Genomic DNA, 14,307 nt, shown 5'->3' on the forward strand with positions numbered 1-14,307 from the left:
TTTTAATTAGCCTAATTTTAGCACGTTTTGGCTAAAATTATTTAGTTTTTAATTTTAAAATTTCAAAATATAAAGTGCTAAAATATAAGCATTATGAAAGTAAGATCAAAATTAAAAAAAATTCTAATGGTTACAGCTTTTTTATCTGTATCAATTTTAGCTTCATCATGTAATATTTTTGACACTCTTTCATCAAGGCAGAAAAAAGACGAAAAAAAGGACGATAAATTATATTTAAATAAAAATGGTGATCCTGAAGATCAAGATGACCAAAGTAAAAAGCCTGTAGTTACTCCGCCTGTTACTTTTAAGCCAGAAAATCCTTCTAAGGATCCTATTTCAGAAAAACCACAAGAGCCAGACGCGCCAGAGGCGCCGAGCGCTGAAAATAATTTCAATATAAATACAGATATTAAAAACTGAGATCAAAAGCTATCAAATGTTCAGCTGCAAAGCATATATAATAACAACCCTCAGCTATCTAGATTTAACTTTACCAAAGCGCCAGAAAACACTAAGTTTTCAAGCAACGAGGAATATCTAGAAAGCATTTTCAAAAGAACATTTTCAATTAATTTTAATTATTCAACTCAAACCATAGCAGGAACTGCTTGAGTTTTAGATTATCACTACGATAAAAATAACCCTAAAGAAATTACCTTATATTTAGCTACTAATTTTCACGTAGCTACCAATTTAAGAACTGCTAATGACTATGAATTTTATGTGCAAAATAGTCCAAATCTTGAAAGAGTTAGAAGCGTTGATTTAAGATTTGCCCAAGATTGAAGAAATCCAGATACTAGCTATATAACCAAAAGATATACCGGCAGAAACATGCCTAGAAATATCTTTCTAGCTAAGAATTTCATGGACCAAGAAGTTAGTTCAAGTTATAACGATGGTGGAGGATACTACGCTGATTTTTCAGTAATCGAATGAAAATTTAAAATTTCAGATTTCTATTCAAATTCAACCTTTTTTATAAACACCGTAGATCCTTCACTAGATTTATGAGTTAAAAAAATTGAATCAGCTGCCGGTGAAGTTAAAGCCGCAGTTGATAAAAACTTAGGTATTGATGGCGGGTATTTAAATACCAAAGCTCATGAAGGTTATACTTCGCTAGATTACACTACAATCCAATCAACTTACTATAGCGATCTGTCAAAAACTATAACCAATGAAGTTAGATATCCTCAAACAGTTAACGAGATTTTAGAATTCCAAAAAAATGTAAATAATACCTTTACCAATTACATTTATGCATTCCGTCCAGAGTATTGATTTTTTGGTGGATATCCATTAATTCCTAACGATGGATTTGTTCCAACATTTAATATTGACTACGATAATTTAACCAATTTAGGATTTAATAAAAACGACTACAATCCTGATTTTAAAATTATTTACACTTTAAATAACACCAAAAATACTGATCAAAAAATTAGCTTTAATAACGAACCTACTTATGCCTTTTATGGAACAGCTTATGAGACTTTCCAAAAGATAAAAATTCATGGTGGAATTTCAGGATCGTTAGTATTAAACGAACAAGGAATTCCGGCTGGAGTATTATACGGAAGCTTTGTTAACGATACCGAAAAAATAACCAGAAAAGACGGAAGCACACTAACGCTAAATAACGCATTAATGATTCCATTTGCGCAACAAAAAGATATAACCTATACAACCTTTGATGGACAAAGTCATACCATTTATGCCTACAATTTAGTCGATGGAACCGATAAAGCCAAATTCCCTCATCAAATAGATTCATTTAGAGAAAAATTAATTGAAGTTTATGGCCCAAATTATAAAACCAAGCTTTTCCCTAATGGTGTTGGAGTCTTTGATGGACCAAGTAATCACGATATTAATTCCGAAAAATTTAAAGGATAAGAAAAATTAAAAAACCTCTATTTTTTAGATGGTTTTTTAATTTTTAATCATAATAATAAATATATAATATAAGGACATTTATGCAAAATAACAAAAAAACGGTAGTTGTAGGCCTTAGCGGAGGAGTTGACTCTTCCGTTGCAGCTTATTTACTTAAAAAAAACTACAACGTTATTGGCTTATTTATGCGTAATTGAGATAGCTTAATTAATAATGATTATTTAGGCAATAGAGAAATAAATAACGATATCTGTCCGCAAGAGCTAGACTACAAGGACGCGCAAGAAATCGCAAGACAACTTGATATACCGCTATATAGAGTAGACTTTGTCAAAGAATACTGGGATTATGTTTTTGAAAATTTTATAAGTGAATATAAAAAAGGTAGAACTCCAAATCCTGATATTTTATGTAACAAATACATTAAATTTGATCTCTTTGCCAAGCATGCCTTTAACGAATTAAAAACTGACTATATAGCCACAGGACACTACGCCAAAATGAAAAATGGCGAGCTTTATAGAGCCAGCGATAAAAACAAAGATCAAAGTTATTTTTTAAGTCAGCTTTCTAAAGAGCAACTTAAAAAAGTTTTATTTCCACTAGAAAATCTAACCAAAGATGAAATAAGAAAAATAGCTAGAGAGCAAAATTTAATAACTGCTGCTAAAAAAGATTCAACTGGAATTTGTTTTATTGGAGAGCGCAAATTTGCTGAATTTCTTCAAAACTATATACCAGCAAAAAAAGGTAATGTTTTAGATATTACAAATCAAAAAATAGTAGGCGAACACTCTGGATGTTTTTATTATACAATCGGACAACGTAAAGGATTAAATCTTGGCGGCAATAAAGAATCTTATTATGTTTGCGGTAAAAATGTTGCTGAAAATATCATCTACGTAGCACCATCTTCGCGGCCAGAATTTCTAGAATCAAATTCACTGTTAGCTTCTAATTTAAATTTAAATACAAATAACTTTAATAAAAAAAATTTAAGCGCTAAATTTAGATATCGTCAAGAAGATTCAAAAGTAAAAGTTGAATTTCTAGAAAATAATTTTGTAAAAGTTTACTACGATAAAGCTCAAGCTATAACACCCGGACAGCAAGTTGTATTTTATGATGGCGAAAAATGCATCGGTGGCGCCGTTATTGAAGAAATATATTTAAACGACCAAAAACTAACTTATCTATAAAGGCAAATATGAATTCAAAAGAAATTAGAAAAGCATGACTTGATTTTTTTGAATCAAAAAATCATTTTATTGTTCCCCCAAAATCGCTAATTCCTGTTAATGATAATTCACTTCTTTGAATTAATTCAGGAGTAGCAACGCTAAAGGATTATTTTTCTGGTAAAAAAAATCCGCCATCAAAGAGAATGGCTAACTCTCAAAAATCAATTAGAACCAACGATATTGAAAATGTAGGAATAACCGCAAGGCACCATACATTTTTTGAAATGCTTGGAAATTTTTCTATTGGAGATTACTTTAAAAAAGAAGCCATTGAATTTGCCACCGAGTTTGTTTTAGATGTATTAAAGCTTGACAGATCTAGACTCTACTTTACATATTTTCATGATGATTTAGAAACAAAAAATTTATGAATTTCACAAGGTTTTAAAGAAGAGCAGTTAATTCCAGGTGATAGAAAAACTAACTTTTGAGAAGTAGGAAAAGGACCATCTGGACCTAACACTGAAATCTTTTACGATCGTGGTGAAAAATACGATCAAAGAGGAATTGAGCTTTTAAAAAACGATATCGAAAATGATCGTTATATTGAAATTTGAAACATTGTTTTTTCTACCTATAATTCAGATGGCGAAGGTAACTATACCGAGCTTAATCAAAAAAATATCGACACCGGTGCAGGACTAGAAAGAATTGTTTCGATTTTACAAGACGCTCCTACTAATTTCGATACCGATTTATTCCTTCCAATAATTCATGAAATTGAAAAATATACAAGCTATAGATATAAAATAGAAAACTACTTTATAAAAGATATAGCTCAAGAAGAAATTAATTCATATTTTAAAATAATAGCTGATCATATGCGTACAGTAGTTAATGCTATTGCTGACGGAGAAAAACCATCTAATTTATCAAGAGGATATATTCTTAGAAGATTAATTAGAAGAAGCTATTATAAAGCCATTCAACTTAAAATTACTAAAAGTCCTTTTTTATATAAATTAGTTGATGTAATTAAAGCATCACTACCTTTCGAATACGATTCAAAAAAGGTAGCTAAAGTAATTAAAGAAGAAGAAGTTTTATTTAGTCAAACTATTTCAAAAGGAAAAGAAATTTTAGAAAAATTTATCTCAGAAAATTCTTCTAAAGATTTATTTCCAGGTGATCTAGCTTACAAGCTTCATGAAACTTATGGATTTCCTTTTGAATTAACAGAAGAAATTCTGCTTCAAAAAGATATTAAAATCAACAAAGAAGAATTTAATTTAGCTAAAGAAAAACACATTGAAGCTTCTAGAAATCAAAAAGAAGCTGGAATGGATAAAGTCATAAATTCACTAGCTTTAATTAAAGCTAAAGAAGATGAATTTATCGGTTATGAACACACTAATTCAGTGAGCAAAATTCTTCATTTACTAAATGAAGAAAATGAGCTAAGTGAAAACGATGGAACTTCATATTTAATTCTTGATAAAACTCCATTTTATGCAACCAGTGGTGGACAAAAACACGACAGAGGTTACATAGAACAAAATGGAGTAAAGCTTGAAATATTAAATGTATTTAAAGATAAATTTGGAAACCATGTTCATAAGGTAGTTGGAAAACTTTCTAAAAATTATCCAGTAACTTGCCAAGTTGATTTAAAAATTAGAAGAGGTCTTGAAAGAAATCACTCAGGAACTCACTTGATGTTTTGTGCGCTTAGAAACGTATTTGGAAATCAAATAAAACAACTAGGTTCAGATAATAACGAAGATAGATTAACCTTTGACGCACCTTTTGATGCCAAACCTACTAACGAAGAAATTTTAAAAGTAGAAAATTTAGTAAAAAGTTATATTCAAAAAAAAGTAGATCGTCAATATTTAATAATGGATATTGATCAGGCAAAAGAAATAAACGCTATTATGACTTTAGAAGAAGCCGAATACATGGATTCTTCTAAACTTAGAATAGTTAATTTCAATGGAATTACTGCTGATTTATGTGGTGGGACTCACCTTGAAAACACAAAACTTTTAGAAGATTTTAAAATTACTTCAGTAGAAAAAAAAGCCGCAGGAGTATATAGAATTAGAGCTATATCTTCAAAAGAAACAATTGAAAAATATTTAGAAAATCAAAAGCAAGAATTAATGCAGGAGCTTCTTGTTTTAGTTAAAAAACTAAAAGACATGCAATTTGATTTTAAGGTTTCATTAGATGAATCTTTAGAATTAAGCAACCAAATCCAAGAAATTAAAAACTTAACTAATTTAGCTAGTGAAGCTATTAAAAATAAAATCAAAGAAAACTCTAAAAAAATAAGTATTGATTTAAATGAAATTAAGCTTGAAAATATAAATGGTAATTATTTATATTTAAATGATGAAATTTCAAAAGAAGAAATTAAAAACCTATCAGGAGTTATTAGAGAAAAATTTCCAAATGCTTTAGTTATTTTAATTTCTAAAGGCGAAACTCAAAGCGCAATTTCATTTGCTTCAAAAAAATATAATTCAATTAACGTGTTAAAAGAACTTGCAAATCATTTTGAACTTAGAGGTGGTGGAAATGCAATTCTTGCAATGGGTTCAATTAAAGATTATTCAAAATTAAAAACATTTTTAAAAGAAAAATATAAATGAGAAAATTAGGAATTGACTTTGGACTTTCAAGAATTGGTTTTGCAATTTCAAATGAATCAAATTCTTTTTCACTAGCTCTTGAAAATTTTGACTATGATGGTAGCTATGAAAAAATAATTCAAAAAATCCAGCTATTTTTAGATGAATATAAAATTGACAAATTTATAATTGGCTATCCTTTAAATTCAAGAGGAGAAAAAACTAAAACTTGTTTATTAATTGATGAATTTATAATTCATTTAGAAAAAAATTTTGATCAAAAAATAAAGCTAATTAATGAATCTTATTCTTCAAGAAAAGCTAGTGAAATTTTGCATCAAGCCAATATAAAAAATAAAAAACAAAAAGATAAAAAAGATATGCTTGCAGCTAAAATTATTTTGCAAGACTATTTAGATTTATATAAATAAGGAAAATATGATTTTTAGTGAAAATGTTAGAAAATGACTTTCAATTTCTATAGGAATTGCCTTTTTTATAGCGCTGCTGTCTATAATTATTACTTGAATAATTATTAGAAGAACTAGAAATAGATATTTTGCCAAAACGCAGCAAGAAGCTTGAAATCAAATTAACAAACTTCGTGAAGATGTAGGTCAGCTAGATTTTTCACTTATTGAATTATTTAAAACCAAAGCTAACGCATTTGACATTGAAGGAATTTTAAATACCATTTATCAAAATAATTTTGAAAATAGTTTAATTATTTCTTATAAAGATCACTTTCCTTTTTATTCTATAAATAATAAAAACAAAAAAAATACGCTATATTTAGAAACTGAATTTGATTCTTATTCATGAGATTACATCAAAGAAAAAGTGCCAAATAAATTCGAAAAAGATATTAAAAAATACGATGAAAAATCTCCGCTAAATATGCTTGCGATTTTTTCATCTAAAAATAACCCAATTGAAATTTTTAATAAATTAAAAGATAAATTTACAAATGATTCTTTGGTTATTATCAAACATTCAATTCTAACCAAAAGAGAAGTTAAAGAATTAATAGCTTATGCTAAAGACCATAAATTTTTATATGAAATTTCACCATTTGGGACTAAATATTTTTTTATGGTAATTAAAAAATAATTAATGCTAATGTCTATATTTATATATAATTAAAATTAATATAGTTAGGAATATATGGAACAAGAAAAAATTTTTTTATCACAGGAAACTTTAGATAAATATAAAAAAGAATACGAAAAACTTGTAAAAGTTGATCGTGTTGAAATTCAAAATGCTCTTAAAGAAGCTAGAGCTCAAGGGGATTTATCTGAAAATGCCGAATATGATGTAGCTAGAGATAAACAAGCTGTTGTAGAAGCTAGAATTTTAGAACTGGAAGGAATTCTAGATAAAGCTCAACTAATTAAACATAAAGATGAAAATACCATTTCAATTGGAAGCAAAGTTACTTTTTTAGATTTAAGCACTAACAAAGAAGACGAAGTTACAATAATGGGAATTCATGACGCTGATCCATTTAACAAAAAAATATCAAATTACTCTCCGCTTGCGACTGCAATGATGTCAAAAAAAGAAGGAGACACTGTGGAAGTTGAAGGATTGGAGAAATACGAAATTAAAATTATAAGTGTTCACAATAGAGATTAACATTTGTAATTTTTTTTATATTAATTTTAATTATGTTAATTGGAATTTCTGGAATGATTTCTTCAGGGAAATCAACACTATCAAAAAATTTAAATAAGCATTATAAAAAATCAATGCTACTAAATGAATTTCAAGAAGAAGATGTAGTCTTTAATACCATGCTTGATTGATTTTATAAAAATCGCCCGCATTTAAATATTGCATTTCAAGCTTATGTTGTTGAAAAACACATTAACGAAGTTCAAAGCATTATCAGAGAATTTAACTCTAAAAATTTAGATAAAAATTCCGACATTATTTTTCTAGATAGATTTGGAGCAGAGCATTACGTTTTTGCTAAAGTTATTCTAGAAAAACTTCCTAAAAAAATACTTAAAGCTTATGAGGCAATTTTCAAAGAATTAGTTTCTAAAGACGACTTTCCAGAGCTAGCTATTTTTTTAGATGTATCTTTTGAAAACTTCAAAGAAAGACTTTTCAAAAGAGGTCGGGAAATTGAAATTAACACCTGAAGTCAAAATGAAGAATACTTTAAAAAACTTCACGGAGTTTATAAAAAAACCTTTATCGATATCGTTAATAGATATGAAATAAAATACGAAATAATCGATACCAATAATTTAACTCCAAAGCAAGTTGAATTAAAAGCAATAGAAATAATTAATAAATACAAAGAAGAAAAATATGAAAACACATCCATGAATTAAAAAAGTTTTATATAGCCAAGAATTTATCGAAGAAAAAATTAAAGCCTGCGCTGATTTTATAAATCAAAAATATAAAGATTCAAAAGATCTGCTAGTTGTAGGACTTTTGAAAGGTTCAGTTCCATTTTTAGCATCACTAATTAAAAAACTAGAAGTCGATTTTGCAATCGATTTTATGACTCTAAGTTCATACGCTGGAAAATCAGCTAACACCGGTAATTTAAAAGTGATAATGGATTTAGATACCGATATTAAAAATAGAGACGTATTAATTGTTGAAGATATAATCGATAGCGGAGTTACTCTTGCTAAGGTTGAAAAAATGCTTAAAGAAAGAAATCCAAAATCACTTTCAATAGTAACTTTAATGGATAAGCCTCACAACAGAGAAGTAAATCTTAAAGTAGACTACGCTTGTTTTTTAGTTGAAAATTACTTTTTAGTTGGCTTTGGTCTTGATTATAAAGAAAAGCTTAGAAATCTTCCTTATATTGGAATCATGGATGAAAAATTTATTGATTTAAATGAATAATTTTTAAAAATCGCTTCAATGCGGTTTTTAATTTTCTAAAAATGCAAATGATCGCATTTTTTGTGCTTAAATTTATAAAAAATAGTAAAATAACATCGGAGACTAATGATTAAATACCAATATCCTTATATTTTTAAAAATAACAATAATTTTAAAAATCCGGTGATATTTGTGCATGGTTTTAATTCATCCCCGAATTGCTTTTCTAACTTTGAGATGTATTGAGAAAAAAGCAATTATTACGCTTTAGCATTTCCTGGAAATAATAATTTAAAGTTATTATCAAACCATGAGGCTAGCGTATATCAATACGCAGAGTTATTAGTAGAATTCATCTTAAATAATGATTTAAAAGACGTTATTTTAATTGGTCATTCAATGGGCGGAGGAACTATTTCTCTAGCTTATAAAATGCGTCCTGACTTAATCAAAAAATTAATTTTTTTAGCTCCAATGAATAAAACCTCACTATCTTTAAAAGATAACTACTTTGATAGTTATTTTCCAAAAACATTTCAACAATATTTGAAATTTATCAAAAACCTTTATTATGATCCTAGCTTTATAAACGATTCTTCTTGACTAAAAGAACAAGAAAAATTATTTAACTCGCAAGATTATAATAACGAAACAATAACTAAATTAGGTAAAAGTTTACCTGATATTAATTTACATAACGACATCGCTAATGCTCACCTGGAAATCAAAGTGCCTTCGCTACTTGTTTTAGGTGAAAAAGATGGTGTTATTGATCGCGATTTATGTTTAAGTTATTTTAAAAAACAAGTTAAAAATATTAAAACTTGTTGAATACCTAAAACCGGACATATGATGTTTAATGAAAACTTCCCAGCTTTTATAAAAATAGTTGAAGATTTTATTTTAGATGAATAATAAAAATAAAAGCTTAATTGAAATTAAAAACCTAGAATTTAAATATCATAAAAAAACCATTTTAGAAATAAATAATTTAACAATAAATCAAAATACAACCACAGTAATACTAGGACCAAGTGGAAGCGGAAAAAGTACGCTTCTTGACTTAATTAGCGGCTTTAATAAAGCAACTAAAGGTGAAATTAAGATTTTAAATAATCCTAAAATTTATGAAATCGGATACATTATGCAAAGTAATAATGTTTATCCTAATATTTCAGTTTTAAAAAATGTTTATTTAAGCGCTAAAAATTATCCCCAATGAGTTAAAAGTAATTTAGTTGATGAAATGAAACTGCTTTCTAATTCATTTAATAATTCAAAAAAACAAAATTTAGATTTTTTAATTGAAAAATATTATAAAGATTCAAAACTTAGTTTTTGATATTTACTTTTATTCAAACTAAAAATATTTTTCTATTCAAAAAATTTAAAGAAAGCTTATCAAAATTTAAAAAGATTACTTTTTAAAAACATTTTTTATAAAAAATGAAAAGAAGTAGCTCAAAAATTAGATATCTTATCTTTAGAAAAACAAAAAGCTTCTAATTTATCTGGCGGCCAAAAACAAAGAGTTGCTTTTGCTAAAGCAATTATTAAAAAAAATAAATTTATTATTTTAGATGAACCATTTTCAGCTCTTGATGCCAAAATAAAAGAAAGTACTATAAATTGAATTTTAGATCTTAAAAAAGAATTTAATTTATCACTTATAGTAGTAACTCATGACCAACAAGATGCCATGAAACTTGGTGATAAAATCATTTTAATAAATGAAGGAAGAATCATTCAGCATTCTTCTCCGCAAGAACTTTATGAAAAACCTTTAAATTTATTTGCAGCCAAATTTATCGGTTATCCAGAGATAAATTTAATAAAACAAGATCAAAATTATTCATACTATATAAGACATAATAAAATCAAAATAGATGAAAAATCTTTAAAACCAAATGCTATAGTTGTTAATAAAAAACACCTTGGCGAAAATATAAACTACACCTTAGAATTTAATAATTTTAAAATCAATTTACTTTCTAAAAATAATTATGAAATTTCATCAAAATTACATATTAGTTTTGATGATAAAGACATTTTAAAATACAACCAAAAAGGAGAACTTGTTTCTTAAAAAAATAAAATTAAATTCTAAGTCACTAATTGGTTTTTTATATTTAATCCCACTACTTGTAATGATAATTCTATTTAACATAGTTCCACTAATTCAATCAATAGAGGCATCATTTACAATTAGGCCATATTCAAATAATTTTTTAATAACTCAAAGAAGCTTAAATAATTACAAAGAAGTATTAAATGATTCTTATTTTTGAGAAGCTATAAAAAATAGCACAGCAATTTTATTTATAGCAACTTTTATTTCATTTATTATCGCTTTTGTTTTAGCTTACGTTATTGAAAGCTTAATATTAAAGTCAAGTAAAAATATTTTTCTAACTTTAATTTATTCACAGTTTTTTTTATCATCATTTGCAATTGGATTTTCGTTTTTAGTTTTATTTGGTGAAAAAAATATTTTCTTTAGAATACTTAATTTAAATGATTTAAATTTTAGATTTGGAAAAATAAATATTATTTGATATTACATTTTGTTTCAAATCTGAAGATCACTTCCATTTAATACTATTTTATTTGCAGCAGCAATCAATAAAGCAAATCGAAAATATTACAAATTAATAAAATTAGACAATTTAAGTTTTTTTAATAAAGTAAAAGACATTTATTTTGTTGAACTTAAAAATACAATATTTGTAATAATGCTAACTAATTTTGTTTTTGCATTTCTACTATATCCAGGCGCTATATTAGATACTAACTTTGATTTAAAACTATATCATGGGCATACTGTTGCTAGTTATATATTAGAAAGATTAGGAATACCAAGAGCTGTGCAAATAAATCAAGGGCAAATTTATTCAAGTTCTATTTTGGTTTTAATTTATATATTTTTCTTAGCAATAGTTTGAAATTTATTAAGACCAAAATTTATCAAAAAGCTTTATTTAATTTTTAAAAAAGTATTTGGAGTTTTTTATGCTAAAAAAAATATCTAAAGAATTTTTAAAAATTAACTTCATAATTTTGCTTTGCATAATTATTTTATTTCCACTATATTATTTACTTGTTTTAGCTTTTACAAAAAGCTCTGATATAGATACTGGAGTTATTAATTTTTGATTTAATAATACTTCAAACGAAGCTTTTAAAATGGTGCTAAATAATAATTTTATTAAAGCATTAGCGGTAACTTTTGCAAGTATATTTACTTTAATTATTATTAGAATTTTAATCTATTCGCTAGCCATTGCTGGAATGTTAAAAATTAATAATAAAAAAATAAATAGCATTTTAATTTACTTTTTTATCTTTATTAGTTTTGTGCCTGAATATGTTTTATATTTTCAAAATAAATTAAATTTAAACAATTGAAATTTATCTTCAGCTAGAACATTTTCACTAATTACTAATTCTATATTTTCATTTTTTATTTTTACATATAGTTTTAAAATTGCTTATAAAACTTTTCAAGAAAAAAATAAAATTATTATGGTGGATAATTTAAAATGATACGAAAAAATATTTTATGTTTATTTTTCAGAATTAAAATTATCTTATCTACTTTTAATAATATTTACAACTACTTCAGTTTGAAACGATTTTCTTTGACCTAGATTTTTATTAAACAATACAAACACACTAACTATTTCAATTTGATTTAGTTTTCCCAAAACTCAATTTGCACCTCTTGCAAATGTCTTTGCAGCCGGAAGCGTAATTGCAATTTCAATTCCTCTTGGAATTTACCTAGTATTTTCAAAATTTATAAACAAAACAATTACTTAAGAAACACATCATGAAAAAACTTAAATTTTTATTTTTATCTGGAAGCGCAATTTTATCAGCTGCTCCGCTAGCAGTATCATGTGGAGCTGATGAAGTAAAACCAGCAGATAAACAAATTATTTTTGCAACCGCACAAGGTGATACATGACCTTTAATGGTTGCATTAAAACCAATGATTGAATATTACAATAGAACATTTTTTGAAGATCCAGATTTTATTCCGGTATCTCTTCATACTCAAACTCAAACTCAAACTTATTCAGAGCTTAGATTAATCACCGATACTATTACTAATATCGATGCTAATTCAGAAAATATTCCAAATATTATTCTTTCAAATCAAACTGGAGCTTATCTTATGAAATCAAGAGGTAAACTTCTTGATTTAAAAGAAAATGGACTTAACATTAGATTTAGCCAAAAAATTCAAGATAGTCATAGCATTTTAGCTGGACAAAGTTTAGATACAAAGCAATTATTTAACGTGCCTTTCGATATCGCAGATACTGATTCAGTTGTATTTAATTTAGATATAATGAATAAACTTTTTGAGTTAATTAAAAGTAATGGTGGAAAGGTTGATGATTTTGATTTAGTTCAAAAAGCTAAAGCAGCTTCAGAAACTGGAAGTGATATTCCTAAAAGATCACCATTTTACGCTCTTAAAGCTAAATCAAGTTCGGCCTTTGATGGATATCACGTAACTGAAGATACTTTTAAAACTTTTAAAGGTATTAGAGACTTTGCTAAAAAAGTTTATGACGCAACAGATTTTGATCAAGAAAAAACTGGCGAATTAAAACTATCTGCTAATGTTTTATCAATTGACTATCAAGAAGATGTATTTAGAAAAGAACTTCAATCACTAACTAAAGATAGTCAAAGACTATGAAATTTAGAAACTACATCTGACGCTAATCAACCTACAAAAATTAATTTTGAAAACTTGAAAAATTCTGAAAGTGAAGCTTCAAAAACTTTTGTTAAATTATGAAATGAATGAAAAGCCGCTTTAGCTGAAAGAAAAGTTAAAGAAGGTGGAACTAACGACATAAGGTTTCAAAGTATTCAATTTAAGAAAAATGAAAATGCAGATTGAGGAAGCTATGACATTAGAAAATATAGTTCTGCAATTTCATATGCAGCTTCTGTAGGTTCTAATGCAACACAACAATCATATTTATCAGTTGCACAGTTTTTATCAGGAGTTCAAGAACCCGAAGAAACAGAAGAATATAAAAGCTGAGCATCTCATGATGATGTTTTCATGAAATCACAACTTCTTTTAGCAAAAGAAAATGCCAATAAAGCATATTGAGAAGGTGGATCAAGTATTGTTGCAATTCAAAGTAGCGATGAAGATTTAAATAAAGGTACATCTAAGTTTTTAAACTGACTTTATACAGGAACCGTTATTGGAAGAAAAACTTTTGAAGAAGATGAAGAGGTTCCTAACTGAATGAAAATTGCAGAGCTTTCAGGATATATTCTTCCATCGGAAAGTGCTGTAACTCAAGAAAATTTAGATAAAATGATAGCTTCTAGAGACCAGCTAATATCTGACTGAAGAAAACAACTTAAAGCATTCAAAGAAAGAATAGCCTCTGGTGAAAGTTTTATTTCTGGGAAACGTGAATCAATTAAACTAAGTATTGATGAAAAATTAATTAAAGCAAATAGATTAAATTCAGCAATAGTAACTCTTGAATCGTTATTAAAATATACAAATAATGACGATGTAAAAGAAGCAAATAATGTTGGTGACTATAATACTGCTGTGCTAGTGGATATTCTAAAAGATGATCTACTTAATCTTAATACCCCAACAAAAGAAAGTAATGTTTTTGAATCAAGCACAACCGGTGAGGAACAACTTACTAAATTCCAAAGACTAGTTAGAAAACTTTAAAATAGGC

Annotated in this window: 13 protein-coding genes; all 13 read left to right on the plus strand. The window is 26.8% G+C overall.

Going from position 1 to position 14,307, the window contains the following annotated elements; translation table 4 throughout:
- The first annotated feature begins 93 nt into the window (after positions 1-93).
- The 13 genes from VY93_RS02030 (at position 94) to VY93_RS02090 (ending at position 14,300) form a co-directional block, all read left to right on the plus strand.
- Positions 94-1,902 carry an MIP family Ig-specific serine endopeptidase gene (locus VY93_RS02030; RefSeq protein WP_020003219.1) on the plus strand — a complete coding sequence of 603 codons (1,809 nt, stop codon included), beginning with the start codon at positions 94-96 and terminating at the stop codon, positions 1,900-1,902.
- A gap of 80 nt (positions 1,903-1,982) precedes the next feature.
- A complete protein-coding gene (gene mnmA / locus VY93_RS02035) occupies positions 1,983-3,101 on the plus strand; it encodes a tRNA 2-thiouridine(34) synthase MnmA (RefSeq protein WP_020003220.1) in 1,119 nt (372 codons plus the stop codon).
- A gap of 8 nt (positions 3,102-3,109) precedes the next feature.
- Positions 3,110-5,746: an alanine--tRNA ligase gene (gene alaS / locus VY93_RS02040; RefSeq protein WP_020003221.1), complete on the plus strand. Its 2,637-nt coding sequence runs from the start codon at positions 3,110-3,112 to the stop codon at positions 5,744-5,746.
- Positions 5,734-6,147 carry a Holliday junction resolvase RuvX gene (gene ruvX / locus VY93_RS02045; protein ID WP_020003222.1) on the plus strand — a complete coding sequence of 138 codons (414 nt, stop codon included), beginning with the start codon at positions 5,734-5,736 and terminating at the stop codon, positions 6,145-6,147. Before alaS ends, ruvX begins: the two co-directional genes overlap by 13 nt.
- 7 nt (positions 6,148-6,154) lie before the next feature.
- Positions 6,155-6,826, plus strand: a complete 672-nt coding sequence (locus VY93_RS02050; protein ID WP_020003223.1) for a BC85_0335 family putative methyltransferase — start codon at positions 6,155-6,157, stop codon at positions 6,824-6,826.
- A gap of 54 nt (positions 6,827-6,880) precedes the next feature.
- Positions 6,881-7,354: a transcription elongation factor GreA gene (greA, locus tag VY93_RS02055; RefSeq protein WP_011283522.1), complete on the plus strand. Its 474-nt coding sequence runs from the start codon at positions 6,881-6,883 to the stop codon at positions 7,352-7,354.
- A 32-nt stretch (positions 7,355-7,386) separates the two neighbouring features.
- Positions 7,387-8,061 carry a deoxynucleoside kinase gene (locus tag VY93_RS02060; protein WP_020003224.1) on the plus strand — a complete coding sequence of 225 codons (675 nt, stop codon included), beginning with the start codon at positions 7,387-7,389 and terminating at the stop codon, positions 8,059-8,061.
- Complete coding sequence (hpt, locus tag VY93_RS02065; protein ID WP_020003225.1) at positions 8,039-8,593, plus strand: hypoxanthine phosphoribosyltransferase; 555 nt, start codon at positions 8,039-8,041, stop codon at positions 8,591-8,593. Before VY93_RS02060 ends, hpt begins: the two co-directional genes overlap by 23 nt.
- Before the next feature lie 105 nt (positions 8,594-8,698).
- Positions 8,699-9,487: an alpha/beta fold hydrolase gene (locus tag VY93_RS02070; RefSeq protein WP_020003226.1), complete on the plus strand. Its 789-nt coding sequence runs from the start codon at positions 8,699-8,701 to the stop codon at positions 9,485-9,487.
- Entirely contained in the window at positions 9,480-10,658 is a 1,179-nt protein-coding gene (locus tag VY93_RS02075; protein ID WP_020003227.1) for an ABC transporter ATP-binding protein, read from the plus strand. Before VY93_RS02070 ends, VY93_RS02075 begins: the two co-directional genes overlap by 8 nt.
- Positions 10,648-11,601 carry a carbohydrate ABC transporter permease gene (locus tag VY93_RS02080; protein ID WP_020003228.1) on the plus strand — a complete coding sequence of 318 codons (954 nt, stop codon included), beginning with the start codon at positions 10,648-10,650 and terminating at the stop codon, positions 11,599-11,601. Before VY93_RS02075 ends, VY93_RS02080 begins: the two co-directional genes overlap by 11 nt.
- Positions 11,582-12,391 carry an ABC transporter permease family protein gene (locus VY93_RS02085; protein WP_020003229.1) on the plus strand — a complete coding sequence of 270 codons (810 nt, stop codon included), beginning with the start codon at positions 11,582-11,584 and terminating at the stop codon, positions 12,389-12,391. Before VY93_RS02080 ends, VY93_RS02085 begins: the two co-directional genes overlap by 20 nt.
- A gap of 10 nt (positions 12,392-12,401) precedes the next feature.
- Positions 12,402-14,300: a P68 family surface lipoprotein gene (locus tag VY93_RS02090; protein WP_020003230.1), complete on the plus strand. Its 1,899-nt coding sequence runs from the start codon at positions 12,402-12,404 to the stop codon at positions 14,298-14,300.
- Positions 14,301-14,307: the final 7 nt, after the last annotated feature.

Origin of the sequence: Mycoplasmopsis synoviae ATCC 25204, from assembly GCF_000969765.1 — a bacterium.
Lineage (GTDB): Bacteria > Bacillota_I > Bacilli_A > Mycoplasmatales > Metamycoplasmataceae > Mycoplasmopsis > Mycoplasmopsis synoviae.